This window comes from Mesorhizobium sp. M2C.T.Ca.TU.002.02.1.1 (assembly GCF_003997225.1).
The window spans coordinates 1-3,687 of the sequence record NZ_RZTO01000636.1; the positions used below are offsets into that span (position 1 = coordinate 1).

Here is a 3,687-nt window from a genome sequence, read left to right on the forward strand (position 1 = left end):
CTCGCCCCGCCAGAGGCGGGGAGAGGTGTCTCGGCGAAGCCGAGACGGAGAGGGGAGCGCCCTCTCCGACAGCCCATCAGCCAGACAATCGCCCCCATCAGCCCGCCGCCATGCCAATTGCCCGTTGAAGCGCGGAGCGGCTTCCGCTAAGAAGCCGTGGCTGGCCGGCTCACCGGCCGGTTCGTTTTCCGGTTCACCGGGAAGCACCCGTAGCTCAGCTGGATAGAGCGCTGCCCTCCGAAGGCAGAGGTCACAAGTTCGAATCTTGTCGGGTGCGCCAGGTTTCTCCTAGCCCATTGAAAATGCCAAAAGGTATTAAATTTCAGAACCTTAGTCAAATCCGCCTTGTACACAAAGGGGTCCCACACAGGCGGAGGCTTTGAGTTACATGCAGCGACGCAGCTCCGGCATCTGCGAGTTTCGCAAGCGGCTCCCGCTGGACCTTGCCGCCAAGCCAGTGCCGCAAAGCGCGGAGAGGTGAATAGTCGGCCGAGCCTATCCGCGCGACGACTGCATCCTTTTGTGAAGGCTCGACTTGGGATCGGTAGGTACTTCGATGCTGAGGAACCTGCGGCCAGCTGCCTTTTCGGCCTCCGAGAGCGACCGGACCTGCTTAGCATTTTCCGATCCGGCACCCTTGACACGTTTTAGTGTTAAGAATGCTGACTGCGCTTTGGGCTTCCGTTCAGAAGTAATCATGGCAGTTCGTCCAAAAATATTGCCGCTCGACCGTGTGAGACTGTGACGTCGACTATTTGAAAGGATTGTCCAGCCGGGATCAGCACTTCGTTCTCCTCGTAGTCTGCGGCGAGGAACCAGATTCGACGTGCAGTAAGCGCTTTAATGGTAAATAGCACGTTACCATAAAACGCGTCCTCTTCGCGAAAGGCGGCGCTGGTAAAGCCGTGAAATCTCACAACCTGCCCCACCTCATATCTGGCTGCAAACGCCTCAGCGTCAAGAGTTTTGTAGCCTCTAAATAATAAGCCATCATTGAGGACATAGGGAGGCAGTTTACCAAGAGCACGGTTCAAAACGCCGGCAAACTGCAAAACTTCGCGAGATGGATTTTCCGACCAAAGAGACCCGTTTATATGGTCATGCCAAGCGACCCCGGTCGAATACACGTAGAACGCCAGTGCCTCATACCCGAGTATTGTCTCAGTGTGAGGCTTATCGAGGTCGCCGAAGCGCTTAGCATACCGCTCAGCAGTTTCCCTCCCGACGATTTTTGCCACGCACTCAAGAAAGGCCTCGCCATTCATGCCAATTAGTTTGCCCCCTCGACAGCATCCGGGGGTCCAGCAAGACATACCTCCCGCAAATAGAACCGATGGCATTGAAGCCGACGCAATTCAACGGAAATCGCGGGCTAAAGTTGTGAATGGGGCTGCTTCTTCCTTGCAGCCGGCAACATTTGGATCAAAACTTAAAGAAGTGACGTGCCCGAGGAGGAACGCAGTGGGGGAAGCGGAGTTAGACAGCCTTTTGGCTCGGATGCCAAAGATCGCTGCCGCAGTGAACGAATTTAAGTCGGAAGCTATCCAGCAATCCGCATTCAATGCTCTTCTTGCCGCTTATGGCTTCAAAGTCGCCCAAACAACACTGGCGAATGCAGCACAAGCACCTGAGATCACGGAAGGACAGGAAGCAGAGCCGGCAGCCAGAACGACAATCGAGGGCGTTAAGTCCAAAAATCCCGCTTCGCCCAAGCCCAGGCAGAAGAAGTCCTCCTCGGCAAGCGGCCAAAGCTTTAGGTTCCTCCGCGAACTTGATCTACGGCCAGAGGGCAAGAAGTCGATATTCGAGTTCGTGGCTGACAAAGCTCCTCAGAGTAATGAGGACAGATTTGCCGTTGCTGTTTATTACCTCGAACAGATTCTCGAACTCTCGGGTGTTACCGCCGATCATGTGGGGACCGCCTTCCGAATGATACCCGAATGGCGTGAGCCCTCTGATGTGAAGGCCAGCCTGCGGGTTACGTCCAGTCGAAAGGGGACGATTATCACCACCGATATGGACAACATTCGGATGACGCCCCATGGGAGGAACTTTGTCGAGCACGATCTGCCTCCGCCGGCCAAGGCTGTTAAGTCTTGACCACAGCGACATCGCAGGCCGCTTTCTCGGGCATACCAGAGGGTCTCAGGCGGCCGCTCCTTGAGGAGTACAACAAGCTCGCCAAGCACTACCGAGAGAGCCGATGGGAACCGGCAGAGCTTAACGGTGGCAAGCTGTGCGAGATCGTCTATTCGATCCTCAAGGGACATGTTGACGGAGCCTTCGCCGCGACACCGTACAAGCCGTCCAACATGGTTGATGCCTGCCGCGACCTTGAGAAGGCCACAAGCTTCCCGCGATCGGTTCGCATTCAAATCCCCCGCATGCTCCTGGCTCTCTACGAGATCAGGAACAACCGCAACGTGGGGCACGTCGGTGCGGACGTGGACCCCAACCACATGGATGCTTCGGTGGTTCTTGGGATGGTCAAGTGGGTAATGGCGGAACTAGTTCGCATCTTTCACGGCACCAGCACAGAAGAGGCCACTCAGGTGGTCGAGAGTTTGACTGAGAGGAGTCTGCCAATCCTTTGGCGCGTAGGTGGCATAACGAGGGTGCTCGCACCACTCACTGCCAAGGACAAGACGTTGGCGGTTCTCTACGGCGTGCCCGGTCCCTTAGATGTTAAGAGCTTGCTCGCATCGGTCGAGTACGGCAACTCTTCGCGCTATCGGGCAACGGTCCTCAAGGACGCTCACCGCGAGCACCTCTTGCACTTCGACACCAAGGCCGACACCGCACAGATTTCGCCGCTGGGCTCGCGCTACGTCGAGGAGAGAGTGGCCCTAGAAATTTGAACGGGTCCCATCCGTACCCCAAGGGCGGAAGGTCAGCGCCGCGCCCTCGCAAGGTAACCCTCTGATTGGTGACCCCGCATTTTCCTTTGGGACTGCCTAGAACACCTGTTTTTCATGCGCTTTGGTGAGTTGCGGCGTCTCTTGTCGGGTGCGCCATTCGTTGGCGCCACTGTTCCTCACCCCAGCATCTCCCCTATCGCCGCCGCCAATCTCTCCACCCCGTCCCGCGTCTGCGCGGCGTCACACGCAGCGTAGCCCAGCACCAGCCCCTGGGTCGGGGCCGTGTTCTGGAAGTATTTCGACAGCGGCGAGACGTTGATCGCCCTCTTGGCCGCGGCCTGGCTGACCTTGATGTCGTCGATGCCGTCCCTCAGATAGCCCACCACCTGGATGCCGGCTTCGGCGGGGGACAGCGTGATCTCGTCGCGCAGGCGCTCGGTGACGATGTCGCGGAAGAGCTGGCGGCGCTGGGCGTAGATGCGGCGCATGCGTTTGAGATGCCGGCTCATATGGCCTTCGGTGATGAAATCGGCCAAGGCGGCCTGCAGCAGCAGCGGCGCGAACTGGCCGGTGGTGGAGAGCGCGTTGACGATGCGGCCGGCGAGCTCCGGCGGCAGAACCATGAAGCCGAGGCGCAGCGCCGGGAACAGGAGCTTGGCGAAGGTGCCGACATAGATGACGCGGCCGGAGCGGTCCATGCTCTGGATCGCCGGCACGGGCCTCCCTTGAAAACGGTATTCGCCGTCGAAATCGTCCTCGATCACCCATGAATTGGCGGTCTCGGCGATGTCGAGCAGGCGCAGCCGCTCCTCCATGCGCATGGTGATGC

The 3,687-nt window shown here is 58.4% G+C and carries 4 protein-coding genes and 1 tRNA gene; 3 read left to right on the top strand and 2 right to left on the bottom strand.

What is annotated here, in order from left to right; genetic code table 11:
• Positions 1-203 precede the first annotated feature (203 nt).
• Positions 204-280, top strand: a tRNA-Arg gene (locus tag EOD07_RS26530).
• A gap of 415 nt (positions 281-695) precedes the next feature.
• Here the strand turns inward: EOD07_RS26530 and EOD07_RS26535 are convergent.
• Positions 696-1,265 (bottom strand): ADP-ribosyltransferase domain-containing protein, encoded by a 570-nt coding sequence (locus EOD07_RS26535; RefSeq protein ID WP_164772549.1) that lies wholly within the window; start codon positions 1,263-1,265, stop codon positions 696-698.
• Positions 1,266-1,461: 196 nt separating this feature from the next.
• Between EOD07_RS26535 and EOD07_RS26540 the strand changes: the two genes are divergently transcribed.
• Together EOD07_RS26540 and EOD07_RS26545 are read left to right on the top strand one after the other, a co-directional pair.
• Complete coding sequence (locus tag EOD07_RS26540; protein WP_127237519.1) at positions 1,462-2,100, top strand: hypothetical protein; 639 nt, start codon at positions 1,462-1,464, stop codon at positions 2,098-2,100.
• On the top strand, positions 2,097-2,858 hold the full coding sequence (locus tag EOD07_RS26545) for a hypothetical protein (protein ID WP_245470497.1): 762 nt from the start codon (positions 2,097-2,099) through the stop codon (positions 2,856-2,858). The genes EOD07_RS26540 and EOD07_RS26545 overlap by 4 nt, the downstream gene beginning before the upstream one ends.
• 176 nt (positions 2,859-3,034) lie before the next feature.
• Here EOD07_RS26545 and EOD07_RS26550 read toward each other — a convergent pair.
• A partial coding sequence (locus EOD07_RS26550) for a PLP-dependent aminotransferase family protein (protein WP_164772550.1) occupies positions 3,035-3,687 on the bottom strand: 653 nt, incomplete at its 5' end.

Bases quoted from the DNA above. Each gene is read 5' to 3' on its own strand.
- EOD07_RS26535 (WP_164772549.1), bottom strand. From the start codon at position 1,265: ATGAATGGCGAGGCCTTTCTTGAGTGCGTGGCAAAAATCGTCGGGAGG.